Here is a 23,474-nt window from a genome sequence, read left to right as displayed (position 1 = left end):
GCTTTCATCGTCAACTATCTATGAGATTGTGGACCGATGCGGGGTGGAGGATCGAACCGGCTGCTGCTGGTCGAGGACGACGCGGACCTGACGGAGCTACTCACCGAGGCGCTCGGTCACGAGGGCTATCTCGTCGACCGGGCCTCCGACGGTCAGCGCGGGCTGCATCTCGGACTGACCCGATCCTACGACGTGATGGTCATCGACCGGATGCTGCCGGCACTCGACGGGCTCGACCTGGTCACCCGGCTACGCGCCCGGGCCGTCCCGGCCCGGACCCTGATGCTCACCGCGCTCGGCACGGTCGACGACCGGATCGCCGGGCTGGACGCCGGCGCCGACGACTATCTGGTCAAACCCTTCGACCTCGACGAGCTGAGCGCCCGGGTTCGGGCGCTGTGCCGGCGTACGTCCGAGTCGACCCGCGTGCTCCGCATCGGGGCCGGGCTGCTCGACCTGGCGCCACGCGACGCGGTGCTTGCCGACGGCACCCGGGTGGCGCTGTCCACCCGCGAGTTCGAGCTGTTGCGGGTGCTGGCGGCCCGGCCGAACGCCGTACATCCACGGGCCGTGCTGCGCCGTAAGGTCTTCGAGGAGGCCGCCGCCGCGTCCATCGTGGACACCTACGTCTACTACCTCCGACGCAAACTCGGCCGTGCGGTGGTACGCACCGTGCACGGGCTCGGCTACCGTCTCGGCACGCTCTGATGGAGACCGCCGAGCGCGCGATCGTCCGACGGACCCGACTACGGATCGGCCTGCTCGTCGGCCTGACCATCGGTGCCCTGCTGCTGTTGGCCGGCGGCATCTCCTACGCGGTCCTGGTCCACGGCCAGCAGGCGCAGATCCAGCGTGAGCTGGCGTGGGGCACGGCGCACGGCACGATCGCCGGCCCGCCCGCCTGCAGTTGGATCTTCCAGTACGACGGCACCACCGTGCACACCGGCACGAACCCGCCGCCACCGGGCTTCCCGCTGCGGGATGCGCTGGACACCGTGGCGCGCACCCGGACCACCGAGATCACCACGGTCGCGGGTGACGGCACGACCTACCATGTGCGCACCGAGGCCCGCGGCGACACCGTGGTCCAGGCGGTGTTCGACGCCCGTTTCCAGCTGTCCGACCGCCGGCACCTCCTGCTCGCGTTCAGCCTCGCGGCGGCGGTCGGGCTGCTCGCCGCCATGCTGACCGGCGTGCTCGTCGGCCGTCGGGCCGTCGCACCACTCGCGGAGGCGCTGACCCGGCAGCGCCGCTTCGTCGCCGACGCCAGCCACGAACTGCGCACCCCGATCGCCCAGGTGCACACCCGGGCCCAGTTGATCGCCCGGCGGGCGCGCCGCGACGGCACCGCCGCGAACCTGGACGACCTGGACCGACTGATCGGCACCACCCGGCGACTCGGCGAGATCGTCGACGACCTGCTGCTCTCGGCCCGGCTCGCCGCCGCTCCCGCCGACCGGACACCGGACCCACCCGTCGACCTGACCGCGCTGATCGGGACGACTGTCGCCGCCGAGACCGAACGCGCCGCCGAGCGGCAGGTCACCCTCACCCTGGACACCCCGGGCGACGCACTGCGGGTGCCGGGTGTCGAGTCGGCCCTGCGGCGGGTCGTCGGCGAACTGCTCGCGAACGCGCTGGCCCACACCCCGGCGGGAGGTCGGATCACCGTGACGCTCCGGGCCGTCGACAGCCGCGCCGAGTTCGTGATCGCTGACACCGGGGACGGGTTCGACCAGGCGGACGCCCGGCGGATCTTCGACCGGTTCCACCGCGGCGCGGGCGCCGGAGACCGCCGCTTCGGCCTGGGTCTGGCCCTGCTCCAGGAGGTCGTCACGAGCCACCACGGCACGATCGTGGCCGAGGGCCATCCGGGCCGGGGAGCCCGCTTCACGGTGCGCCTGCCCATGCCGCGGTCGCCGATCACCGCGGGTAGGGCCGCGCGGATCAGGAACCCGTCGTGACGGGTCGGCGCCGCACCCCGATCGTCATGTGATCGTGACGATTTCGCGCCGGTGCCGTCACCTGCCGGGGAAATGTACCTACCGGCGCGACGAGGCGGAGGAGGGCCACGGATGGACAGGCGACGGCACCGTACGCGGTGGGCGCTGGCGGCGGTGCCGGTGGGCATCCTGCTCGTGGCGGGTTGCACGAGCCGGCCGGCGGCGCCGCAGCCCAGCCCGGAGCCGACGTCCACGGTCCGGTTGGGCACGGTCGCCCGGGCCGACGTGGGCGCGCGGCTCACCATGACCGCCACCGTCGAGCGGGTCATCAGCGACACCGCCTTCGTGGTGCACGACGTGGACCTGACCGAGGGCACGTTGCTCGTGCTGTCGACGGCCGCGCCGGCCCCGGAGCCACCGCAGTTGGTGACCGTGCGCGGCACCGTGGTCGACTTCTCCCATCGCGAACTCGACGGGCGGTACCGGCTCGGTGACTCCGGGCCGTACCGTGCCTTCGAGGGTGGGCGGGCGCTCGCCGCGGACGAGGTCACGGCCTGGGACTGACGCGGGCTACGTCGCCCGGATCCGTCGGACGATGTCGGGCAGGTGTTCCGGCCGCGCCACGGTGCGCAGGTCGGCGAGCACGGCGTCCAGGAGCCGGGTGATCCGCGGCTGATCCTGCCCGGCCCGCCGGATGTCGTCGATCGCGACGGCGAGGAAGCCGTCGAAGACCTGTGTCCGGGCCCGGACGCGTGGGGTGCCGTCGGGGTCGTCGACGAGCATGCGCTGACCGGGTCGGCCGGCGAGGCGGCGCAGTAGGTCGTGCATCTCCTGCACGCTGCGGACAGCGGTGGTGGTGTCGTTGATCCCGGGGGAGAGGGCACGCTCGGCGATGTCGGTCAGCTGCCGGAACCCGAACCCGACGTCCTGTCCGAGGGTCCGTTCGACGCCCAGGCTCACCGCGACGCACGCCCGTGCGTCCGGCACCGGCGTGGGGGAGGATCTGCCCGGCAGCGGGTGAACCGCGATCAGCGGTTGCCCGGCCACGACGAAGTCGCCCGGCGCGGGCAGGACCGACAGGGCGCAGTCGTGCCCCCGGGCCAGCGCGGCGAGCCGGTCGAGGTCGACGTGGTCGACCATCCCGGGCGCGGTGGCGGTGATCACCTGCACCGGTGGGGCCAGCGGCGCGACGGGTCCGGGCGGCGGGCCGACCGGATACTGTTCCTCGATGACCCGGCGGGTCTGCGCGCCGACCGCCACGATGATGTGCGAGACCCGCATGACCGTCGTGACGTGGTGCAGGTAGTAGACGAACAGCCCGCTGCTGGCGAGCACGAGGACCATCGTCACCGCGAGCGACAGCTCCGGCAGCCGGGCGTCGGAGCCGGCCGGCAGCGCGGCCAGCACCACCATGGCGAACAGCGCGGTCGCCAGGAAGGTGCCCAACGCCGCCTGCGTGATCCGGTCCTGCAGGAAGGTCCGGAGCACCCGGGGCGAGTACTGGCTGCTGGCCAGTTGCACGGCCACCACCGTGATGGAGAAGACCAGCGCGGTGAACGAGATCATCGCGGTGATGATCGACGACAGCAGCGATCGGGCGCCGGCCACGCTGCTGGGCAGGAAACCGCCGGTCGGCAGGCCCAGCCGCAACTCGGCCACCGACAGCCCGAGCGCCAGCAGCACCGCACCCGCGGCGAACGCCGCCGGCACCAACCAGAATCCGGACCAGGCCGCGGTCAGCCGGGCACGAAGGGTACGCGGGGCGGGGTTCATCCCGCCGTAGTCCCCACTGGTGGCCCTTTGCATACCTGCCGAAGGGTCTGTTTACCTGGTGGGGGGAGACTCCGATCGGATTCGCGAAGGGGGTGGGCCGGGACCCCGGCACGCTGATCATGAAGAGTCGACACATCACGGCAACCGTCACCTCGGCCGCCCTGCTGGTGCTGGCCGCCGGCTGCGGCGAGGGCCCGGACCAGCCCGGCGCGAGCCGGGCGACACCGCCGTCGGCGACCTCGACGGCCCCGTCGACAGGTGCGGCGCCCGCGCCGACCATGGCCTCGCCCTCGGCGGCGTCGCCCACGTCGGCGTCACCCCCGTCGGCGTCGCCCTCGGCGTCGTCGAGCCCGTCGCCGTCGAGCCCGCCCGACGCCGGGGCGCGCGACGCCCTGCGTCGTGGCGACACCGGCGACGCGGTCCGGGCGCTGCAGGAGCGGCTGGACCGGCTCGGATACTGGGTGGGCGAGTCGGACGGCACCTTCGGCCTGCTCACCGAGCAGGCCGTCTACGCGGTACAGAAGGCCGCCGGTCTCCGGCCCGACGGGATCGTCGGCGCGAAGACCCGGGCCGCGCTCGACGACGGGAAACGCCCGGACGCCCGCAGCACCGACGGTCACCTCGCCGAGGTGGACCTGGACCGGCAACTGCTCATGATCGTCGACGACGGCGAGGTGAGCCGGATCTTCAACACCTCGACCGGCACGTTCGAGAACTACACCTACCAGGGTGAGACCTACCTGGCGGACACCCCGCGCGGCAAATGGACGATCGACTGGCAGGTCGACGGTTGGCGCGACGGCCCGCTCGGTCGGTTGTACCGGCCGAAGTACTTCCAGGAGCAGGGGATCGCGATCCACGGCTACACAAGCGTCCCGCCGTACCCGGCGTCGCACGGATGCGTCCGGGTGACACTGCCGGCGATGGACTGGCTGTGGGCGCAGGACGTCCTGCCGAAGAAGACCCGGGTCTGGGTGTACTGAGCGCTCACCTAGGCGGACGCCGCGAAGCGGGTGTGGCCGGGGGGCACGACGGGTAGCGGGCCGGTATGAGTCCGCTGCTGCTCGCGTACGCCCTGGTCGGGGGTCTCGGTGTCCTGCTGGCGTTCTGGTCGAGCGCCATCCGCCGGACCGTGCTGTCCGAGCCGCTGCTGGCGCTTGCCCTGGGGGTGCTGGCGGGCCCGGTGTTCGGCCTGGTCGACGTCGGCGACCGGCTGGGCGCCGAGCTGAACCGTGAGGTGAGCCGGGCCCTGCTGGCGGTGTCGCTGATGGCGGTCGCGCTGCGTTTTCCGCTCGCCGGCTACCGGGCCGTGCTGCGGCCGGTGCTCGTGCTGCTCTCCGCCGGCATGATCGGGATGGCGCTGCTCAGCACCGGACTGTCCTGGCTGGTGCTCGGCACGCCCCTGGGCCTGGCCGCGCTGCTCGGCACCTGCCTGACCCCCACCGACCCGGTGCTGGCCTCGGGCATCGTCTCCGGCGGCCCGGCCGAGCGGCAACTGCCCGCCCGGCTCCGGCAGGTGATCAGCGGCGAGTCCGGCGGCAACGACGGGCTCGCGTTTCCGCTCGTCGTCCTCGCCCTGGCCGGCATCGGTGCGCAGCCGTGGGCCGACCAGGTGACCGCAGCGGTGTGGGGCGTGCTCGGCGCGGTGGCCGTCGGTGTCCTGCTCGGTTGGCTGGCCGGTCACGCCGTGCGCGCGGCGAGCCGCCGGGAGACCCTCGACCAGGGTTCGCTTCTGGTCTTCGCGATGCTGCTCGGCATCGCCGCGCTCGGGGTCGCGCGGGTGCTGGACACCGACGGCATCCTCGCCGCGTTCGTCACCGGGCTGGCCTACAACCGGGTCATCGGCGACCAGCCCCGGATCGCCGAGCAGAAGCTTGACGACACGCTCACCCGCTACCTGGTGCTGCCACTGTTCTTCCTGCTCGGCGTCGAGCTGCCGTGGCGTGACTGGCTCGATGCCGGCTGGCGGCTGCCGCTGTTCGCCGTTGCGGTCCTGCTGCTGCGGCGGCTGCCGGTGGTGCTGGCGCTCCGGAAGCCGCTCGGGATGAACTGGCGGGATCTGGTCTTCCTCGGCTGGTTCGGCCCGATCGGTGTGTCCGCGCTGTTCTACCTGGCCTTCAGCGCCGACGAGGGCGCGCGGGACCCGCTGCTCTGGACCGCCGGCAGCCTCGTCGTCGCGCTCAGCGTGGTGGTGCACGGCGCCACCGCGATGCCGGGCCGCCGCTGGTACGCCGCCGGGCACCACGAGATCTCGAAGCGGTAGCTGGACCGCATGGTCGAGGTACACCCTCCGCGTCGCCGGGCGGGAACGCCCGGGGGCTGGCAGGGTGGAGGCACCGATTCGGGAAGGAACAGGACGGATGGAACGGTACGCGCCGGTGCTAGCCATGCTCGGGCTGGCCGTCGCCGGAGTGGGCACGCTGTACCTGGCGCACCTGCGCACGGCGGTGGCCGTCGCGCCGTCGACCGCCGCCGCGTTCCGGTCCGGGATGCCGCCCCGCGAGCACGCCGTCTCCCGGTTCCACGTCCGCTGGTACGCGGTCAGCCTGCTCTTCCTCGCCTTCGACGTGGAGATGCTGTTCATGTACCCGTGGGCGGTGGTGGTCGCCGACGTCGGCACGCCCGCCGTGGTGGAGATGTTCGTCTTCCTCGGTCTGCTGATGGCCGGCGTCGTCTACGCCTGGCGGGAGGGCGCGTTGCGGTGGGCCTGACCGGTGACCTCCTGGCCCGCTGGGCGGGCCGCCGGCCGCACCTGCTGGTCGCCGCCGTGCCCGGCGCCACCGTCGCCCGCCTGGCCGTGGAGGCGCACGCCGATCGGGCCGGGTGGCCGCTCGCGGCGTCCCCGGCGGACGCCGACCTGCTTGTGGTCGCCGGCGAACCGGGACCGGAGCTGGCGGCGGCGATCGAGCGGGTGTGGGCGCAGTTCCCGGGGCCCCGGGCGCGGGTACGGGTCACCGACCGGGCCGGTGCAGCGTCCGCGCTGCACGCGGCCGTCGCCCGGCTGACCGGGACCGACGACGAGCCGCACGGCGGCGGGCCGGGACCGTCCGGACACGGCGACCACGACGGGATGTCCATGCCGGGCGGCCTGATGATGGCCGAGCGGGCCGAGGACCGCGACGGGCTGAAACTGGACGTGCTGCGCCTGGCGCTCGGTCCGGTGCTCGCGGACTGGCCCGCCGGCCTGGTCGTGGAGCTGGCCGTGCAGGGCGACGTGGTGCAGTCGGCGGACGCCCGGGTGCTGCCCCCGGCCGATCCGGCGGCGGTGCGGCCGTACCCGGACGTGGACCATCCTGAGCTGCGCCGACGCCGGCAGGCGGTGGCCCACCTCGACGCGCTCGGCCGGCTCTGGGCGGTGGCGGGCTGGCCGGCGGGCGCGGCCACCGCGCGGCGGCTGCGCGACGCGCTCGTCGACAACGTGTCATTCGCCACGGCGTACGCCGGTTTCCGGCCGCTGGACCGGCGGGCCCGGCGCTCGCGTGCGTTGCGCCGCGCCACCGACGGCCTGGGCGTGCTGCCCGAGGTGACGGCGGCGCGTGCGGGGCTGGCCGGTCCGGCGGCGGTCTGCGGCGACGCGACCGACCGGTGGCGGCGCCGGCTGGCCGAGACGGACCGGCTGCTGGCCGGCGGTGACCCGGCCGCGCCGGAGCCGGACGCGGCGGCGGTGCTGGCGGTGGCCGCCCGGCTGACGGTCGGGCTCGACCTGGCCGCGGCCCGGGTGGTGCTGGCCTCGTTCGACCCCGACCCGGACGCGGTGGTGGCCGCGGGGGTGCGGTCGTGACCGCCGGTCCGTGGTGGGGTGTGCTACCGGCCGCCGGGGTGCTGCTCGGTCTCGCGCTGGCCGCCGCGGTGCTGGCGGGGCTGCTGGACCCGGCCGGCGGCCCGACGGTCGCGTACCGGGCCGGACGGCCGCTGTGGGAGACGGCCCGGCTGCTGCGGCAGCGCCGTCGGCGTGTGGTGGCGGCGGACCTGCTGCTGTGGCGGCTCGGGCTGGCCGGGCCGCTGGTGGTGGCGCTGCTGATGGTCGTGGTGGTGCCGCTGGGCGACCGGGTGGTGGCCGACCTGCCGGTCGGGGTGGTCTGGTTCAACGCGATGGACGTGCTGCTCTGGGCGGCGGTGTGGCTCGCCGGGTGGGGCAGCAACAGCGGGTACGGCCTGGTCGGGGGCTACCGGTTCCTGGCCCAGGCGCTCGGCTACGAGTTGCCGCTGATGTTCGCGCTGACCGCCCCGGCGGTGGCGGCCGGCAGTCTGCGGATCGCCGACGTGGTGGCGGCCCAGCGGGGGCTGTGGTTCGTGGTGTGGATGCCGGTGGCGTTCCTGGTCATGCTCGGCGCGGTGCTCGCGTTCAGCATGTCCGGGCCGTTCGCCTACCCGGACGGGCGGGACGTGGCCGGCGGCGTGCTGGCCGAACCGTCCGGCGTGGACCGGCTGGTCCTGCTCGCCGGCCGGTACGCGCTGCTGGCGGCGGGTGCGGCGACGGCGGTGGCGCTGTTCCTCGGCGGCGGGTCGGGGCCGCTGCTGCCGGCGTGGCTGTGGAGCGTGGTGAAGACGGGCGCCGTGCTGGCCGCCCTGGTGGCGCTGCGCGGCCGGGTGCCGGTGCTGCGGGCGGACCGGCTGATGCGGGTGGCCTGGCTGGTGGTGCTGCCCGCCACGCTGGCGCAGGTGCTCGTGGTGGCCGTGCTCGTGGTGGGGAGGGGTTGAGGTGGCGGTCGTCGCCTTCGTCGTGCTGGCGCTTGTCGCCGTGGCGTCCGGTGTCGCGGTGTTCACCGTGGACTCGATGGCCCGGGCGACGTTCGCGCTGGCGCTGTCGTTCGTCGCGGTCGGTGGCGAGCTGCTCCTGCTCGACCTGGGTTATCTGGGCGTGGTGACCGTCCTGATGATGGTCATGGAGATGGCCATCATGGCGGTCTTCATGGTGATGTTCATGATGAACCCGGCCGGTCTGATGCCGATGTCGATGCTGCACAACCGGCGCGGCGCGCTGGCGGTCTCGGTGGGCGTCTTCGTCGTGCTGGCGGCCGGCTCGGTGCTCGTGCCGTGGCCCACCCGCCGGGGCGAGCCGCCCGCCGATCCGACCCGGGCCCTGGGCGAGGCGATCATGGGTTCGAAGATGCTGGTCATGATGGCGGTCTCGGCGGTGCTGTTCGCCACCATGGTCGCCGCGTTGGTGCTCGCCACCGCCCGGGGCCGGTACGACCGCGCGGACTCCCCGGAGCGCCCGTGACGCTGCCGATGTTCCTGCTGCTCGCCTCCGCGCTGTTCAGCGTCGGCCTGTACGGCGCGTTGAGCCAGCAGGCGGTCGTGATGGTGATGATGGGCCTCGAACTCATGATCAACGGGGTGATCGTGGCCGCCGCGGCCCTCTGGTGGTTCCTGGCCCCGCAGCAGCCGGACGGGCAGGTGCTGGTGCTTGTGGTGATCGCCGCGATGACGGTGGAGATGGCGATGGGCTTCGCCGTGGTGACCCTGCTGTTCCGGTCGGGCGACGCGGACATGACCGACATGGCGGGGGAGCTGCGCGGATGAGCGCCGCGTTGTGGGCCCTGGTCGTCCTCCCGGCCGCCGCCGGAGGGACGCTGCTGCTCGGCGGGCGACGGGCCGACCGGGTCGCGCCGGCGCTGGCGCTGGGCGTGGCCGCGCTTGTCACCGCCCTGGCCGCGACGGTGGCGCTGACCCGGCCGTCCGCCGACGCGCCGTTCCTGGCCGGCGCGCGGTGGGGGCTGTCCGTCGACGGGCTCGCCGCGCTCGTCGTACCGGCGGTGGCCGCGGTGGCGCTGCTGGTGCTCGCGTACGCCGCCACCGAGATCCACTCCGACCGGTCCCGGTTCCACGGGCTGATGCTCGTCTTCCTCGCCGCCGTGCTGCTCACCGCCACCGCGACGACGCTGCCCGTGCTGCTGCTGGGCTGGGAGATCATGGGCGCGATGTCGTACGCGCTGATCGCGTACCACTGGCGGCGCGACGACGCCGTCGCCGCGGGCGGCACCGCGTTCCTCACCACCCGCGTCGGCGACCTCGGGCTCTACCTGGCGGCCGGGGCCGGACTGGCCGGCGGCACGCTCGACCTGACCGGGCTCGCCGGCCTGCCGCCCGGCTGGCGGGACCTGGCCGCCGCCGGGGTGCTGGCCGCCGGCTTCGGCAAGGCGGCCCAACTGCCGTTCTCGTTCTGGCTGTCCCGGGCCATGCTCGGCCCGAGCCCGGTCAGCGCGCTGCTGCACTCCGCCGCGATGGTGGCGATGGGCGGCTACCTGCTCGTCCGCGCGCACCCACTGCTCGTCGCGACCGGCTGGGCGGTGGACGTGGCCGCCTGGGTCGGCGCGCTGACCGCCCTGGCGCTCGGCGCGGTGGCGCTGGCCCAGACCGACCTGAAGCAACTGCTTGCCGCCTCCACAAGCGCCCAGCTCGGGTACGTCGTGCTGGGCGCCGCCGTCGCCCCGGCCGGCGCGGTCGCGCACCTGATCGGCCACGCGGCCACCAAGGCGCTGCTGTTCCTCGCCGCCGGGGCGTGGCTGACCGCGCTCGGCACCCGCCGGCTGTCCGCGCTGCGCGGCGCGGGCCGCCGCCACCCGCTGGTGGGGGCCGTCTTCGCGGTCGGCGCGCTGGCGCTGGCCGGGGTGCCGCCGTTGGCGCTGTGGGCCACCAAGGACGAGGTGCTCGCCGGCGCCCGCGAGCGGTCCCCGGCGCTGTACCTGGTCGGCCTGGCCGGCGCGCTGCTCGCCGCCCTCTACGCCGGTCGGGCGCTGGCGGTGGTCCTGCGCCCGGTGCCGCCCGGCGTCGCGTCCGGGTACGACACCGAGCGCGCCGGCACCCGCGAGGTGACCGCCGGGCAGCGGGGCCCGCTGGTGCCGCTGGCGGTCGGGGCGGCGGTGCTCGGCGTGCTGGCGCTGCCACCGCTGTCCGGGGCGGTGGCCGACGCGGTCGGGTCGGGTCCGGCCCCGCCGACCCGGGTCGCCGAACTGGTCCTGTCCGGCCTGCTGGCGGTCGCCGGTGTGACGCTTGCGGTCGCCGCGCCGGGCCGGCTGCCGGCCCCGGGCTGGGCGCGGGCCTGGCTGGGGCTCGACCGGGCCGCCCGGCTGCTCGTGGTCCGGCCGACGCTGGCGCTGGCCCGGGGGCTGGCCCGGTTCGACGACCGCGTGCTCGACCGGGCCGTGCACGCCGCGCCGGGCGCGGTTCGCGGCGTCGCCCGAGGGCTGGCCCGGTTCGACGACGCGGGGCTCGACCGTGGGGTCGCCGCCGTGCCGGCGCTGACCCGGTGGGCCGCGGACGCCCTGGCCCGGGTGGACGACCACGGGGTGGACGCCCTGGTGCGCCGGCTCGCCCGGGCCGCCCGCCGGCTCGGCGTGCTGGCCCGCCGGCCGCAGACCGGCCTGGTCCACGAGTACTACGTCCAGGTGGTGCTCGTGCTGGGCGCCGCCGTGCTGATCCTGCTGCTGGCGAGGTGACCCGTGCTGTCCCTGATCGTCTTCACGCCGCTGGCCGTGGCCGTGGTCCTGCTGTGCTGGCGTGGCCTGCCGGCGCGGGCGGTGTCGTGGCTCTGGATCGCGGTCACCGTCGTCGAGGTCGCGGCGGTGCTGGGCGTGTGGTGGGCGTACCCGGGGGAGGGCTTCGGGTACGAGGTGGACCGGCCGTGGATCCCGGGCGCCGGTGCCGGCTACCACGTCGGGGTGGACGGGCTGTCGCTGCCGCTGCTGGCGCTCACCACAGTCGTCTTCGCCGCCTGCGCGGTGTACTCGCTGCGTCGCCAGCCCCGGCCGCGGCAGTTCGCCGCGCTCTTCCTCGCCCTCCAGACCACCTGCCTCGGGCTGTTCGTCTCGCTCGACCTGATCCTGTTCTTCGTCTTCTTCGACCTGTCCATCGTGGGCATGTACGCGGTGATCGTCGGCTGGGGGCACGGCCCGCAGGCCCGCCGCTCGGCGTTGACGTTCTTCCTCTACACGTTCCTCGGCTCGCTGGCGCTGCTGCTGGGCTTCATCGGCCTCTACGTCGCCGCCGCGCCGCACACCTTCGACATGGTGGCGTTGACCCGTCCTCCGCCGACGCAGGGCGTGGCCGGCGCGCTGGTGCTGCTGGCGGTGCTGCTGGGGCTGGCGATCAAGACGCCGACGTTCCCGTTCCACACCTGGCTGCCGCCGGCGCACACCGACGCCCCGGCCGCCGGTTCGGCGGTGCTGGCCGGGATCCTGCTGAAGATGGGCACCTACGGCTTCGTCCGGATCGCCATGCCGATGCTGCCGGACGCCTGGCGGCGCTACGCCTGGGTGGTCGTCGTGGTCGGCGTGGTGAGCGTCCTCTACGGGGCGCTGGTGGCGCTCGCCCAGACCAACTTCAAGCGGATGGTCGCGTACACGTCGGTCAACCACATGGGGTACGTGGTGCTCGCCGTCGGCGCGGCCGGGCTGGTCGCCGGCTCGGACGCGCAGGCCCGCGCGGTCGCGGTGACCGGCGCGGTCACCCAGATGGTCAGCCACGGGCTCATCACGTCCGCGCTGTTCCTGCTCGCCGGCGTCCTCCACGACCGGGGCGGCACCTACCGGATGGACGCCTACGGCGGGTTGGCCGGCGACACCCCCCGGTTCGCCGCGCTGACCGCGGTGGCGGCGTTCGCCAGCCTCGGCCTGCCCGGCTTCTCCGGGTTCGTCGCCGAGTTCCAGATCTTCGCCGGCAGTCTGGGCTCCGCGCCGGTGGCGGTGGCGTTCGCGCTGCCCGGCATCCTCGTCACCGCCGCCCTGTTCCTGTGGGCGTTGCACCGGGTCTTCCTCGGCCCGACCCGGCACCGCCTGTCCGCGACCGCCGACGTGACCGCCGCCGAGACCGCCGCGGTGCTGCCGCTGCTCGCGCTCTCGCTGCTCCTCGGCGTGTTCCCCCGGCTGCTGCTGGACGTGGTGGAACCCACCGCCCGGGCGGTCACCGACCTGGTGGCCCGGTGAACGAGCGTCCGCTCGCCCTGCTGCCGGAGCTGCTCCTGCTGGCCGGCGCGGTCACCACGCTGCTCACCGGCGCGTTCCTGCCCCGGGACCGGCAGTGGGTGGCCCGGCTGGTCGCCGCCGGGGCGATGTTCGCGGCCATGGTCGCCACCCTGCCCGCCGTGGGCGAGCGCGCCACCGTGTACGCGCACAGCTACGCCCTCGACGCGGGCACCACCGCCGCCCGGCTGCTGATCCCGCTGGCCGGGCTGCTGGTGGTCGGGATCGCCGCCGGCCGGGTCGCCGGCAACCGGCGGGAGACCGAGTTCTCCGTGCTGACGCTGCTCGCCGTGCTCGGCGCGGTGCTGCTCGCCGGCGCGTCGGACCTGCTGCTGCTGGCCGTGGCGTACCTGTTGTCGTCGGTGCCGCTGGTCGGGCTGGCCGGCTGGGGGCGGGACCGGCGGGGCGCCGAGGCGGCGCTGAAGGTCTATCTGATCGGGGCGCTGGCCGGGGTGGGCCTGCTGGCCGGCGCGGCGCTGCTGACCGCGGTCGGCGGCGGGGCGAGCGACTACGACCGGCTGGCCACCGGCCTGGCGGGGGCGCCGTCCGCCGCCGTCGCGGTCGGGGTGGTCGGGGTGCTGGCCGGCCTGCTGTTCAAGATCGGCGCGGTGCCGGGCCACTTCTGGGTGCCCGACGCGGTGCAGGGCGCCTCGATCCCGGCCGGCGCGCTGCTGACCACCGTGCCGAAGCTCGGCGGCCTGCTCGCGGCGTACCGGCTGTTCGCCGTCGCGGTGCCCGCCGACGTGGTGGGCTGGCCGCTGCTGGTCGCGGTGCTCGCCGCGGTCACCATGACGCTCGGCAACTTCGCCGCGTTCGGTCAGGCCGACCCGCGCCGGCTGCTCGCGTACTCCACCGTGGCGCAGGTGGGCTACCTCCTGATGGCCGTCGCGGTCGCCGGCCGCGCGGAGCGCGCGCTGCCCGCCCTGCTGGTCTACCTCGCCGGGTACGCGGTGACGAACCTGGGCGCGTTCGCGGTGCTGGCCGCCGAGCCGCACGACGCCCTCGACGACTACCGCGGGCTGGCCCGCCGCCGGCCGTGGCTCGCCGGTGCGCTGGCGATCTGCCTGCTGGGGCTCGTCGGCACGCCGCCGACGGCGGTCTTCGCCGGCAAGCTGACCGTGTTCACCGCCGCGTGGGACGGCGGGCTGGCCTGGCTGGTGGTGGTCGCCGCGGTCAACACCGTGGCCAGCCTCTTCTACTACCTGAGGTGGCTGGCGCCCGCGTACACCGGGGGTGGCCGGTGGCCGACCACCGGCGGCCGGAACCGGACGGTGGCGGCGGCCGGTGCGGTGGCGGCCGGGGCGGCGTTGCTCGGCGCGGCGGTGGCCGTGCCCTGGTATCCGCTGATGGCCCAGGCCCTGGCGCGCTGAGGTTTGGCCGACGGTCGACCGGGTAGCCCGCGGCCTGCGGAGAGGTGGTGGGTGGTGGAACGCGGCAGGTTCGGTGACGTGGTGGTGGGGGCGGCCGGCGACGTGGCCGGCAGCGTGGTGGACCCGAAGGCGGGCCTGGGCAGGTTACGCTCCGTGGTCACCGCGCGCGGGCTGGTGACGCTGACCGCGGGTGCGCTCCTCGGCTACTTCGCGGCGCGGTCGATACGACGGTCCTGAGCCCGGCGGCCGGTGGTGGACGCCGTCACCGCTCTCGTCGGTCATCCGGGCTGGCTGGTCTGGGTGGCGGTGAAGGCGTTCCTGCTCTACCTGACCGCCGTGCTGGCGATGCGCCTCGGCGGTCGCCGGACGCTTGCCGAGCTGTCCGCGTACGACTTCGTGGCCGCCGTCGCGGTGGGCGCGGTCGTCGGGCGGCTACCCAGCGCCCCGGATGCCAGCTATCTGTCCGGCGCGGTGACCCTGGTGGCCATCCTGGCCGCCCACGCGCTTATCACCTGGGTACGCCTGCGGCCCGCGGGGCGCCGGCTGATCGAGAAGGGGCCGGTGGTGGTGGTCGCCCGGGGCCGGGTGCTCACCGGCAACCTGCACCGCGCCGGCCTGACCCGCGCCGACCTGGACGCCCTGCTGCGCGAGCACGGCACGGCTGAGGTGCGCACCGTGCATCTCGCGGTGCTGGAGGGGCGGGGACAGCTCTCCGTGCTGCCCGGGGACGGGTGACGGCGGTCCGAAGTTCGACCGCCCCGGTGGGTTTGCGGCCGGGGAGGCCGGGTAGCCGCCGCCCCGTCCGTCCTTCGTGCGCGGTTTCCGGTGGGACAGGTGAAAGCCCGCTGACGCGGACGAGGACGGGTGAACCCCGGAAGAGGAGGACGACGTGCAGGAGATCGTGGGCGAGAGCCTGGCCCGACGCCTGGTGGAGTGGGGGGTCGACACCGTGTTCGGCCTGCCCGGCGACGGCATCAACGGCCTGATGGAGGGCTTCCGCCGGCAGCGGGAGAAGCTGCGGTTCGTGCTGGTGCACCACGAGGAGGCGGCGGCGTTCATGGCCACCGGCTACGCCAAGGCCACCGGCCGGCTCGGCGTCTGCTGCGCCACCTCCGGCCCGGGGGCGATCCACCTGCTCAACGGGCTCTACGACGCCAAGCTCGACCACGTGCCGGTGCTGGCCATCACCGGCATGCAGGAGACCTCGGTGCTGGGCGCGCACTACCAGCAGGAGGTGCACACCACCCAGCTCTACCAGGATGTCGCCGCCTACAACCTGATGGTCACCAACCCGCAGCAGATGCCGGCGGTGGTCGACCTGGCGATCCGCGACGCGATGAGCAAGCGGACCGTGGCGCACCTGACGTTCCCCAACGACGTGCAGGTGGCCCCGGCCTCCGACGACCCGTACCGGCACGTCAGCCCGGGCAAGCCGCCGATGAGCGCGGCGGTGATGTCGTATCCGCAACTGCCGCCGGACCCGCGGGAGTTGGCGAAGGCGGCCGAGGTGCTCCGGGCCGGGCGGAAGGTGGCCATGCTCGTCGGCGTGGGCGCGCGCGGCGCCCGCGACGAGGTGCTTGCGGTGGCCGAGGCCCTGGCCAGCCCGATCGTCAAGACGTTGCCCGGCAAGCTGGTGGTGCCGGACGACCACCCGCTGACCACCGGCGGGCTCGGCCTGCTCGGCACCGCGCCGAGCGAGGAACTGATGGAGGAGTGCGACACCCTGCTGATGGTGGGCACGTCGTTCCCGTACGGGAAGTATCTGCCCGGTCCGGGGCAGGCGAAGGTGGTGCAGATCGACGCCGACCCGAGCCTGATCGGGATGCGGCTGCCGGTCGAGGCCCCGGTCTGCGCGGACGCCCGGCTGGCGCTGCGGGACCTGCTGCCGATGCTCGACCACGGCCCGGACCGGTCGTTCCTGGAGAAGTACCAGGGCAAGATGAACACCTGGCGGTCGGAGATGACCAGCCTGGTGGACCCGGAGCGGTCGCCGATCGCGCCGCAGTACCTGATGGGCTGCGTCGACGACGCCGCCGCCGACGACGCCATCCTGACCTGTGACTCCGGCACCATCGCCACCTGGTCGGCGCGGCACTGGACGATCCGCGGGGACCGGGAGTTCTACCTGTCGGGCAACCTGGCCACGATGGCGCCGGGCCTGCCGTACGCCATCGCCATGCAGCACGCGTACCCGGACCGGCAGGTGATCGCGTTCGTCGGCGACGGCGGCTTCGCCATGCTGATGGCCGAGTTCCTCACCGCGGTCCGGCACGACCTGCCGGTCAAGGTGGTGATCAACAACAACAACTCGTACGGCCAGATCCTGTGGGAGCAGATCATCCTCGGTTACCCCGAGTACGCGGTGCGGCACCGCCAGCCGGAGGCCGACTTCTCCACCTGGGCGCGCGGCTGCGGCGCGTTCGGCGTCAAGGTGACCGACGCGAAGGCGCTGCCGGGCGCGATCCGGGAGGCGCTCGCCCACCCCGGTCCGGCGCTCGTCGACTGCGACGTCAACCCGAACGAGCCACCGATGCCCGGCAAGATCAAATATGACCAGGCGAAACACTTCACCGAGGCGTTCCTGCGCGGGCAGCCGCACAAGGTCGCCACCGTGGCGTCCGTCGCCCGCGACAAGATCAACGAGCTGCGCTCATGACCGCGGTGCTGCCCGACCCGGTCCTGCGCCCACCCGAGCCGACCGACGCCGTCGACCTGACCGCGCTCGCCGCCGACCTGCGGGCGGAGGTCGACGGCGAGGTCCGTTTCGACGCCGGCTCCCGCGCCGCGTACTCCACCGACGCGTCCAACTACCGGCAGGTGCCGCTCGGCGTGGTGGTGCCCCGCACGGTGGAGGCGGCGGTCGCCGCGGTGGCCGTCTGCCGCCGCCACGGCGCGCCGCTGACCTCCCGCGGCGGCGGCACCAGCCTGGCCGGCGAGTGCACCAACACCGCCGTGATCATCGACTGGTCCAAGTACTGCCACCGCCTGCTGGAGGTCGACGAGCGGGCCGGCACCTGCCTGGTCGAACCCGGCATCGTGCTGGACGAGCTGAACGCCCAACTCGAACGGACCGGGCTGGAATACGGCCCGAAGCCGGCCACCCACAACCACTGCACGCTCGGCGGCATGATCGGCAACAACTCCTGCGGCGCCACCGCCCAGCGCGCCGGCAAGGTGGTCGACAACATCGTCGAACTGGAGGTGCTGCTGTACGACGGCACCCGGATGTGGGTGGGGGAGACAAGCGACGACGAGTACGCCCGCATCCAGCGCGACGGCGGACGCCAGGCCGAGATCTACCGGCAGTTGCGGGCGCTGCGCGACGAGTACCTGGCCGACCTGCGCACCCGCTACCCGCACATCCCCCGCCGGGTGTCCGGCTACAACCTGGACAGCCTGCTGCCGGAGAAGAACTTCCACGTCGCCCAGGCCCTGGTCGGCTCCGAGGGCACGCTCGTCACCGTGCTGCGCGCCCGGCTGAAGCTGATCCCCCGGGTCAAGGCCGACGCGATGGTGTTCCTCAGCTACCCGGACGTCGCGTCGGCCGGCGACGACGTGCCGCGGGTGCTGGCACACCAGCCGATCGCGCTGGAGGGCATCGACGACAAGCTGGTCAGCTTCGAGCGGCGCAAGAGCCTGCACCCGCACGCGCTGCACGAGCTGCCCGAGGGCGGCGCCTGGCTGATGGTGCAGCTCGGCGGTGACACCCCCGAGCAGGCCCGGGCCGCCGCCGACCGGCTGATCGACGCGGTACGCCGCGACGGCGGGCCGCGCGTGCACGAGTTCGCCGACCCGGCCGACGAGAAACGCATGTGGGGGGTCCGGGAGTCCGCACTCGGCGCCACCGCCCACGTGCCCGACGCCGAGAACACCTGGCCCGGCTGGGAGGACTCGGCGGTCGCCCCGGACCGGCTCGGCGACTACCTGCGCGACCTCCAGGCGCTCTACCGCGAGTACGGCTACCAGCAGGCGTCGCTGTACGGGCACTTCGGGCAGGGCTGCGTGCACACCCGGATCCCGTTCCGGCTGCGCACCGCCGACGGGGTCCGCGACTTCCGCTCCTTCCTCGAACGCGCCGCCGACCTGGTGGTGTCCTACGGCGGGTCGTTCTCCGGCGAGCACGGCGACGGGCAGGCCCGCGGCGAGCTGCTGCCGAAGATGTACGGCGAGCGCCTGATCCGGGCGTTCGGCCAGGTCAAGGCGATCTTCGACCCGGACGACCGGATGAACCCGGGCAAGGTGATGCCGCCCTACCCGCTCGACAGCCACCTGCGCCTCGGCGTCGACTACGACCACGGCGGCGTGTCGACCACCTTCGCCTACCCGGACGACGGCGGCAGCTTCGGCGACGCGGTGCTGCGCTGCGTGGGCGTGGGCAAGTGCCGCCGCCACTCCGGCGGGGTGATGTGCCCCTCCTACATGGTCACCCGGGAGGAGGAGCACTCGACCCGGGGCCGGGCCCGGCTGCTGTTCGAGATGCTCGACGGCGCGGCCCGCGGCGGCGCCATCGGCGACGGCTGGCGCTCCGACGCGGTCCGCGACGCGCTCGACCTCTGCCTGGCGTGCAAGGGCTGCAAGGCCGACTGCCCGGTGAACGTGGACATGGCCACCTACAAGGCCGAGTTCCTGTCCCACCACTACGCCGGCCGGCTGCGCCCCCGCGCGCACTACTCGATGGGCTGGCTGCCGCTGGTGGCCACCGTCGCCGCCCGGCTGCCCCGCACCGTCAACGCCCTCGCCCACGCCCCCGGGCTCGGCCACCTCGCCAAGATCGTCGGTGGGATCGACAGGCGCCGGGACATCCCGCTGTTCGCGGCGGAGTCGTTCCAACACTGGTTCGCCCGCCGCGCCCCGACCGGCGACGGCTCCCGGGGCGAGGTCGTGCTCTGGCCGGACACCTTCACCAACCACTTCCACCCGGGGGTGGCCCACGCGGCGGTCGAGGTGCTGGAGGCCGCCGGCTGGCGGGTACGCGTACCGGACGGCCCGGTGTGCTGCGGCCTGACCTGGATCTCCACCGGTCAACTCGACGTCGCCAAACGGGTGCTGCGCCGCAGCGTCGACGCGTTGCGTCCGCACCTGCGCGCCGGCACCCGGGTGGTGGGGCTGGAGCCGAGCTGCACGGCGGTGTTCCGCAGCGACGCGCACGAGCTGTTCCCGGCCGACGACGACGTCACCCGGCTGCGGGAGCAGACCGTCACGCTCGCCGAACTGCTGCACGACCACAGCCCCGGCTGGCAGCCGCCCCACCTGGACGCGCACGCGCTGATCCAGACCCACTGCCACCACCACGCCATCCTCGGCACCGCCGCCGACCAGGCGGTGCTCGCCGCGGCCGGCGTCGACGCCGAGTTCCTCGACTCCGGCTGCTGCGGCCTGGCCGGCAACTTCGGCTTCGAACAGGGCCACCACGAGGTGTCCGAGGCGTGCGCGGAACGGGTGCTGCTGCCCGCCGTGCGGGACGCCGCCGAGACCGACGTGATCCTCGCCGACGGGTTCAGTTGCCGCACCCAGGTCGAGCAGAGCGCCGCCGGCGGCCGTACCGCGCTCCACCTGGCCGAGCTGCTACGCGCCGCGCTGCACCACGACGCCGTCCCCCGGCGGCCGGAACAGGACTGGGGTGACCGGCCCCGACGGCCCGGCCCGGTCACCCGCTGGGCGGCGGCCGGCCTGGTCGCGACCGCCGGGGTGGCCGCGGTGACCGCGCTGGCCCGCCGGTGGGCACGGTGAGCGGCGTCGGCCTCGCCGCCGAGGCGTACCGGATCCCCACCGACGCCCCCGAGGGCGACGGCACCCTCGCCTGGAGCGCCACCACCCTGGTCCTGGTGCGGGCGCGGGCCGACGGGCACACCGGCATCGGCTGGACCTACGGCCCGATCGCGGTGGTGGCCGTGGTGGCGGACCTGCTCGCGCCGGTGCTCGCCGACCTCGACCCGGACGACGTGCCGGCCGCCTGGGATCGGATGCGACGCCGGCTGCGCAACGCCGGCCGCCCCGGCGTCGCCGGGCTCGCCCTGTCCGCCGCGGACTGCGCCCTGTGGGACCTGAAGGCACGCCGGCACGACCTGCCGCTGGCCCGGCTGCTCGGCGCCGCCCGCCGGGAGGTGCCGGTCTACGGCAGCGGCGGCTTCACCACCTACGACGCCCAGCGGCAGGACCGGCAGCTCGCCGGCTGGGCGCACGAGCAGGGCATCCCCCGGGTGAAGATCAAGATAGGCGAGTCGTGCGGCACCGAGGTGCGGCGCGACCTGGAGCGGATGGCCGCCGCCCGCCGCACCGTCGGCGACGACGTCGAGTTGTTCGTCGACGCCAACGGCGCGTACCAGCGCAAGCAGGCGATCCGCGTCGCGCACGCCGCCGCGGACCTCGACGTGCGCTGGTACGAGGAGCCGGTCAGCTCCGACGACCTGCCCGGCCTCGGCCTGGTCCGGGACCGGGTCGCGCCCGACGTCACGGCCGGGGAGTACGGCTACGACCTGGTCTACTTCCACCGGATGGCCCCGTACGTCGACTGCCTCCAGATCGACGTCACCCGGTGCGGCGGGATCAGCGAGTTCCTCCGCGCGGCGGCGGTGGCCGACGCCGCCGGGCTCCAGGTGTCCGGGCACTGCGCGCCGCACCAGCACCTCGCGGTCGCCGCCGCCACGCCCAACCTGCGGCACCTGGAGTGGTTCCACGACCACGTCCGGATCGAGGCGATGCTCTTCGACGGCGCGCAGCCGGCCACCGGCGGCGCGGTGCCGGTGCGGACCGACCGGCCGGGCAACGGGCTGGAGTTCCGCGCCGAGCCGGCCCAGCCGTACCGGGTGGCCTGAGGTGGGACGTCGACGACCGGGACGGGCGCTGCGCGGCGCGGCGGTGACGGGCCGGTTCGCCTGGGGCGCCCTGCTGCTGCTCGCCCCCGGCACGCTGCTGCGGCCGGTCGGCCCGGCCACCACCGCCGCGACGACGACGCTGCGGGTGCTGGGCGCCCGGCACCTCGCCCAGACCGCGGTCGTCCTGCGCTGGCCGGCGCCGGGCGTGCTCGCCGCCGGCGCGGCGGTCGACGGCGTCCACGCGCTCACCGCCCTCGCCCTCGCCGCGGTCGACCGGCGGCAGCGACACGCCGCGCTCGCCGACGCGGCCGTCGCCGCCGCCTGGGCGGCGCTCGGCGCGACCGTAGTACGAGAGGAGAAGCCGTGAGGACCGAGGAACTGCACCAGCCGACCGGCCGGGTGCTGGTCGTCGTCTGTGACAAGGGCGACGAGCCGGTCACCGCCATCGGTGACGCGCTGCGCCGGCACGACCTGCGCGCCGGCCGGGTCACCGCCGTGGGCGGCTTCCAGGAGGCCGAGGTCGGCTGGTTCGACCGGGACCGGGGCGACTACCGGCCCATCCCGGTCCGCGAGCAGGTGGAGGTGCTGTCGCTGGTCGGGGACGTCGCCGCCCGCGACGGCGCGCCGGCCCTGCACGTGCACGCGGTGCTCGGCCGCTCCGACGGCAGCACCGTCGGCGGTCACCTGCTCTCGGCCCGGGTGTGGCCGACGCTTGAGGTGATCGTCACCGAGGTCGCCCCCGAGCTGGCCAAGCGGGTCGACCCGGAGACCGGGCTGGCGCTCATCGCCGGACCCGGCCGGTAGGGCGGTCAGCGGCAGGGCTCCACCTGGCCGAGCGTCACCGCGGTCTCCAACATCAGCGCGTGCACGAACCCCTGGGGCAGGTTGCCGCGCAGTTGGCGCTGCCGCACGTCGTACTCCTCGGTGTAGAGGCCCGGCGGGCCGCAGGCGGCCCGGTTGCGTTCGAACCACCGGTTGGCGCCCACCGCGTCGCCGGCCTGCCACGCGGACAGCGCGGCGGCGAACCCGCACAGCAGGAACGCGCCCTCGGCGTCGCCGAGCGGTCGCCGGTCCGGACGGAACCGGTAGAGGTAGCCGTCCCGGGCCAGGTCGGCGATGACCGCCCGGTGGGTCCGGTCGGTGCGCGGATCCTGCGGCGGGAGTGCCCCCCGGATGCCGGGCAGCAGCAACGCGGCGTCGACCCGGTCGTCGTCGTACGCGCGCCGCCAGCGCCCGTCCGCGGCCAGCCCGTGCGCGGCGGCGTCGGCGAGAATCCGGTCGGCAAGCGCCGACCAGCGCGCGTCCGGCCCCGCCGTCGCGGTACGCGCCGCCGCCCGCAGCCCCGCCACGCAGGTCAGCTTCGAGTGCGTCCACTGCCGCGGCGGCAACTCCCAGATGCCGGCGTCCGGCTGCGCCCAGCGCCGCTCGATCGCCTCGGCGGCCACCCGCATCGCCCGCCGGCCGTCGCTGTCGAGCCGGTCGCGGCGCTGCGCGGCGGCCAGCACCATCAGCACCTCGCCGAACGCGTCGAGCTGGAACTGGCCGCGCACCCAGTTGCCGGTGCGGGCGCCCGCCCCCGGATAGCCGGGCAGGCCGTCCAGCTCCTCCTCCGGCGGCACCGGCCCACCCCCGACCGTGTACGCCGGCGCGAGGTGGTCGCCGTCGGCCAGCACCCGATCGGTGAGGAACGCGACCGCGTCGTCGAGCAGGTCGTAGCGCCCGACCAGCGCGGCGGCCTGGCCGGCGAAGGACTGGTCGCGGATCCAGGCGTACCGGTAGTCGTAGTTGCGGCCCGCCATCGCCCGCTCCGGCAGGGCGGTGGTGGTGGCGGCGACCATGCCGCCGCCCGGGCGGGTCATGCCGCGCAGCACCGCGTAGGCGAGCGTGGCGTCCCGGGCCGCCGGCCCGTCCAGCGACGGGACCGCCGACGCCCAGTTCTGCTCGGTGGCGCGCCACAGCTCCCCGGGCGACTCGCACGGCCGGTCGAGCGGGTCGGCGGCCAGCTCCAGCACCAGGTCGTGCCGGCCGCCCGCCGGGACCGTCAGCTCACCGGCCAGGAAGCCGTGCCGGTCCGGGTGCAGCCGGCCACCGCCCTGCAACCGCAGGTGCAGCCCGCCGGTGCGGGCGAGCCACCGCTCGCCGTCGCGGGTCACGTCCCGCACCGGCTCCCGGCCGAAGCCGGCCCGCGGGTCCAGCACCACCCGCACCCGCGCCGGCCGGTCGAGCGCGTGGACCTGGCGCAGCAGCACCAGGCGACCCGCCTCCCCCGGGAAGACCAGCGCCTCCCGGGACTCGACGATCCCGTCCCCGGTGACCCACCGGCTGCGCCAGATCAGCGAGCCCGGCTCGTAGTGCCCGCCCCAGACGAACCGGTCCGCCGCCGGCGCGACCAGGTACCGGCCCGCCCCGCCGAGCAGCGCGCTGAACACCGCCGGATCGGACCAGCCGGGCGCGCACAGCCAGGCGACGTCGCCGCCGGGGCCGACGAGCGCACCCCGGTGCCCGTCGCCGAGCAGCGCGTAGTCCCGCAGCACCGCCGGTGTGGTGCCGCCGGCCGGCTGGTCGGCGTCCGCTGCGGCCATGGTGTCGCCCCTCTCGTCGGTGTCCGTG

General features: G+C 74.8%; 22 protein-coding genes. 20 read left to right on the top strand and 2 right to left on the bottom strand.

The genetic code is table 11. The annotated features are described in order from the left end of the window. The first annotated feature begins 36 nt into the window (after nt 1–36). The 3 genes from O7602_RS16610 to O7602_RS16600 all read left to right on the top strand — a co-directional run bounded on the left by O7602_RS16610 (nt 37) and on the right by O7602_RS16600 (nt 2,507). On the top strand, nt 37–708 hold the full coding sequence (locus O7602_RS16610) for a response regulator transcription factor (protein ID WP_281583556.1): 672 nt from the start codon (nt 37–39) through the stop codon (nt 706–708). Next, a complete protein-coding gene (locus O7602_RS16605; protein ID WP_281583555.1) occupies nt 708–1,964 on the top strand; it encodes a HAMP domain-containing sensor histidine kinase in 1,257 nt (418 codons plus the stop codon). Before O7602_RS16610 ends, O7602_RS16605 begins: the two co-directional genes overlap by 1 nt. A 111-nt stretch (nt 1,965–2,075) precedes the next feature. Further along, nucleotides 2,076–2,507 carry a hypothetical protein gene (locus tag O7602_RS16600; protein ID WP_281583554.1) on the top strand — a complete coding sequence of 144 codons (432 nt, stop codon included), beginning with the start codon at nt 2,076–2,078 and terminating at the stop codon, nt 2,505–2,507. Nucleotides 2,508–2,513: 6 nt separating this feature from the next. On the opposite strand, the gene O7602_RS16595 is transcribed toward O7602_RS16600, so the two are convergent. Next, nucleotides 2,514–3,749, bottom strand: coding sequence for a DUF2254 domain-containing protein (locus O7602_RS16595; protein ID WP_281583553.1), 1,236 nt, complete (start codon nt 3,747–3,749; stop codon nt 2,514–2,516). 86 nt (nt 3,750–3,835) lie between these two features. Here O7602_RS16595 and O7602_RS16590 point away from each other — a divergent pair, with 86 nt between their 5' ends. The 17 genes from O7602_RS16590 to O7602_RS16510 all read left to right on the top strand — a co-directional run bounded on the left by O7602_RS16590 (nt 3,836) and on the right by O7602_RS16510 (nt 21,668). Continuing rightward, nucleotides 3,836–4,699: a L,D-transpeptidase family protein gene (locus tag O7602_RS16590; protein ID WP_281583552.1), complete on the top strand. Its 864-nt coding sequence runs from the start codon at nt 3,836–3,838 to the stop codon at nt 4,697–4,699. Between the two features lie 65 nt (nt 4,700–4,764). After that, nucleotides 4,765–5,979 (top strand): cation:proton antiporter, encoded by a 1,215-nt coding sequence (locus tag O7602_RS16585; RefSeq protein ID WP_281583551.1) that lies wholly within the window; start codon nt 4,765–4,767, stop codon nt 5,977–5,979. Nucleotides 5,980–6,103: 124 nt separating this feature from the next. Next, nucleotides 6,104–6,427 carry an NADH-quinone oxidoreductase subunit A gene (locus O7602_RS16580; RefSeq protein ID WP_281590339.1) on the top strand — a complete coding sequence of 108 codons (324 nt, stop codon included), beginning with the start codon at nt 6,104–6,106 and terminating at the stop codon, nt 6,425–6,427. After that, nucleotides 6,418–7,497, top strand: coding sequence for a hypothetical protein (locus tag O7602_RS16575; protein ID WP_281583550.1), 1,080 nt, complete (start codon nt 6,418–6,420; stop codon nt 7,495–7,497). The genes O7602_RS16580 and O7602_RS16575 overlap by 10 nt, the downstream gene beginning before the upstream one ends. Continuing rightward, on the top strand, nt 7,494–8,417 hold the full coding sequence (locus O7602_RS16570; RefSeq protein WP_281583549.1) for an NADH-quinone oxidoreductase subunit H: 924 nt from the start codon (nt 7,494–7,496) through the stop codon (nt 8,415–8,417). The genes O7602_RS16575 and O7602_RS16570 overlap by 4 nt, the downstream gene beginning before the upstream one ends. 1 nt (nt 8,418) lies before the next feature. Beyond that, the gene (locus O7602_RS16565; protein ID WP_281583548.1) at nt 8,419–8,940 is read left to right on the top strand and encodes an NADH-quinone oxidoreductase subunit J; all 522 of its coding nucleotides are present in this window, start codon (nt 8,419–8,421) and stop codon (nt 8,938–8,940) included. Then, the gene (gene nuoK, locus O7602_RS16560; RefSeq protein WP_278106295.1) at nt 8,937–9,242 is read left to right on the top strand and encodes an NADH-quinone oxidoreductase subunit NuoK; all 306 of its coding nucleotides are present in this window, start codon (nt 8,937–8,939) and stop codon (nt 9,240–9,242) included. Before O7602_RS16565 ends, nuoK begins: the two co-directional genes overlap by 4 nt. Continuing rightward, on the top strand, nt 9,239–11,158 hold the full coding sequence (locus tag O7602_RS16555) for a proton-conducting transporter membrane subunit (RefSeq protein WP_281583547.1): 1,920 nt from the start codon (nt 9,239–9,241) through the stop codon (nt 11,156–11,158). Before nuoK ends, O7602_RS16555 begins: the two co-directional genes overlap by 4 nt. A gap of 3 nt (nt 11,159–11,161) precedes the next feature. Continuing rightward, on the top strand, nt 11,162–12,643 hold the full coding sequence (locus O7602_RS16550; RefSeq protein ID WP_281583546.1) for an NADH-quinone oxidoreductase subunit M: 1,482 nt from the start codon (nt 11,162–11,164) through the stop codon (nt 12,641–12,643). Beyond that, on the top strand, nt 12,640–14,049 hold the full coding sequence (locus tag O7602_RS16545; protein WP_281583545.1) for a proton-conducting transporter membrane subunit: 1,410 nt from the start codon (nt 12,640–12,642) through the stop codon (nt 14,047–14,049). The genes O7602_RS16550 and O7602_RS16545 overlap by 4 nt, the downstream gene beginning before the upstream one ends. Before the next feature lie 54 nt (nt 14,050–14,103). Continuing rightward, complete coding sequence (locus O7602_RS16540; RefSeq protein ID WP_281583544.1) at nt 14,104–14,286, top strand: hypothetical protein; 183 nt, start codon at nt 14,104–14,106, stop codon at nt 14,284–14,286. A gap of 15 nt (nt 14,287–14,301) precedes the next feature. Further along, complete coding sequence (locus O7602_RS16535) at nt 14,302–14,784, top strand: YetF domain-containing protein (RefSeq protein WP_281583543.1); 483 nt, start codon at nt 14,302–14,304, stop codon at nt 14,782–14,784. A 154-nt stretch (nt 14,785–14,938) separates the two neighbouring features. Next, on the top strand, nt 14,939–16,705 hold the full coding sequence (locus O7602_RS16530) for a thiamine pyrophosphate-dependent enzyme (protein WP_281583542.1): 1,767 nt from the start codon (nt 14,939–14,941) through the stop codon (nt 16,703–16,705). After that, the gene (locus O7602_RS16525; RefSeq protein ID WP_281583541.1) at nt 16,702–19,779 is read left to right on the top strand and encodes an FAD-binding and (Fe-S)-binding domain-containing protein; all 3,078 of its coding nucleotides are present in this window, start codon (nt 16,702–16,704) and stop codon (nt 19,777–19,779) included. Before O7602_RS16530 ends, O7602_RS16525 begins: the two co-directional genes overlap by 4 nt. Continuing rightward, the gene (locus O7602_RS16520; protein WP_281583540.1) at nt 19,776–20,864 is read left to right on the top strand and encodes an enolase C-terminal domain-like protein; all 1,089 of its coding nucleotides are present in this window, start codon (nt 19,776–19,778) and stop codon (nt 20,862–20,864) included. Before O7602_RS16525 ends, O7602_RS16520 begins: the two co-directional genes overlap by 4 nt. 1 nt (nt 20,865) lies before the next feature. Further along, entirely contained in the window at nt 20,866–21,231 is a 366-nt protein-coding gene (locus tag O7602_RS16515) for a hypothetical protein (protein ID WP_281583539.1), read from the top strand. Then, the gene (locus tag O7602_RS16510) at nt 21,228–21,668 is read left to right on the top strand and encodes a PPC domain-containing DNA-binding protein (RefSeq protein ID WP_281583538.1); all 441 of its coding nucleotides are present in this window, start codon (nt 21,228–21,230) and stop codon (nt 21,666–21,668) included. Before O7602_RS16515 ends, O7602_RS16510 begins: the two co-directional genes overlap by 4 nt. A 5-nt stretch (nt 21,669–21,673) precedes the next feature. Here the strand turns inward: O7602_RS16510 and O7602_RS16505 are convergent, their stop codons facing one another. Continuing rightward, on the bottom strand, nt 21,674–23,446 hold the full coding sequence (locus O7602_RS16505; protein ID WP_281583537.1) for a glycoside hydrolase family 15 protein: 1,773 nt from the start codon (nt 23,444–23,446) through the stop codon (nt 21,674–21,676). Nucleotides 23,447–23,474 lie beyond the last annotated feature (28 nt).

It is taken from the genome of Micromonospora sp. WMMD1128 (assembly GCF_027497235.1).
Lineage (GTDB): Bacteria > Actinomycetota > Actinomycetes > Mycobacteriales > Micromonosporaceae > Micromonospora.
Note: the sequence above shows the minus strand (reverse complement) of the source record. Positions and strands in the feature narration are given on the sequence as shown.

Coding starts and splice junctions, on each gene's coding strand:
- O7602_RS16525 (WP_281583541.1), top strand. CDS start 16,702: ATGACCGCGGTGCTGCCCGACCCGGTCCTGCGCCCACCCGAGCCGACC.
- O7602_RS16610 (WP_281583556.1), top strand. CDS start 37: ATGCGGGGTGGAGGATCGAACCGGCTGCTGCTGGTCGAGGACGACGCG.
- O7602_RS16555 (WP_281583547.1), top strand. CDS start 9,239: ATGAGCGCCGCGTTGTGGGCCCTGGTCGTCCTCCCGGCCGCCGCCGGA.
- O7602_RS16600 (WP_281583554.1), top strand. CDS start 2,076: ATGGACAGGCGACGGCACCGTACGCGGTGGGCGCTGGCGGCGGTGCCG.
- O7602_RS16585 (WP_281583551.1), top strand. CDS start 4,765: ATGAGTCCGCTGCTGCTCGCGTACGCCCTGGTCGGGGGTCTCGGTGTC.
- O7602_RS16590 (WP_281583552.1), top strand. CDS start 3,836: ATGAAGAGTCGACACATCACGGCAACCGTCACCTCGGCCGCCCTGCTG.
- O7602_RS16505 (WP_281583537.1), bottom strand. CDS start 23,446: ATGGCCGCAGCGGACGCCGACCAGCCGGCCGGCGGCACCACACCGGCG.
- O7602_RS16580 (WP_281590339.1), top strand. CDS start 6,104: ATGCTCGGGCTGGCCGTCGCCGGAGTGGGCACGCTGTACCTGGCGCAC.
- O7602_RS16595 (WP_281583553.1), bottom strand. CDS start 3,749: ATGCAAAGGGCCACCAGTGGGGACTACGGCGGGATGAACCCCGCCCCG.
- O7602_RS16605 (WP_281583555.1), top strand. CDS start 708: ATGGAGACCGCCGAGCGCGCGATCGTCCGACGGACCCGACTACGGATC.